This is a genomic window from Streptomyces sp. NPDC127092 (genome assembly GCF_042722475.1).
GTDB lineage: Bacteria > Actinomycetota > Actinomycetes > Streptomycetales > Streptomycetaceae > Streptomyces.
Map to the genome: position 1 here is coordinate 788 of NZ_JBHXFE010000400.1, position 276 is coordinate 1,063.

Genomic DNA, 276 nt, shown 5'->3' on the forward strand with positions numbered 1-276 from the left:
ATCACCGTGGTGACCTCGCCGAGGTTCTCGGGCTGGCATCCGGCGTAGATCGAGAACGCGCCGGTGTCGGAGAACGTGTCGATGCCCGAGTACACGGAATACGCGAGGCCCCGGATCTCCCGCACTTCCTGGAAGAGCCGGGAACTGAGTCCGCCACCGACCGCGGCGTTGAGCACCGACAGCGCCCAGCGGTGCGACTCGTGGCGCCCGAACGCGCGCACCCCGAGGGAGAGGTGCACCTGTTCGCTGTCCCTGTTGGTCAGGCTGAGTGTCGGC

1 protein-coding gene is annotated in these 276 nt (G+C 67.8%); it reads right to left on the minus strand.

Annotated features, from left to right (window positions below):
* The coding region (locus tag ACFWJO_RS40810; RefSeq protein ID WP_386873461.1) for a M16 family metallopeptidase at positions 1 to 276 on the minus strand (276 nt) is incomplete at both ends.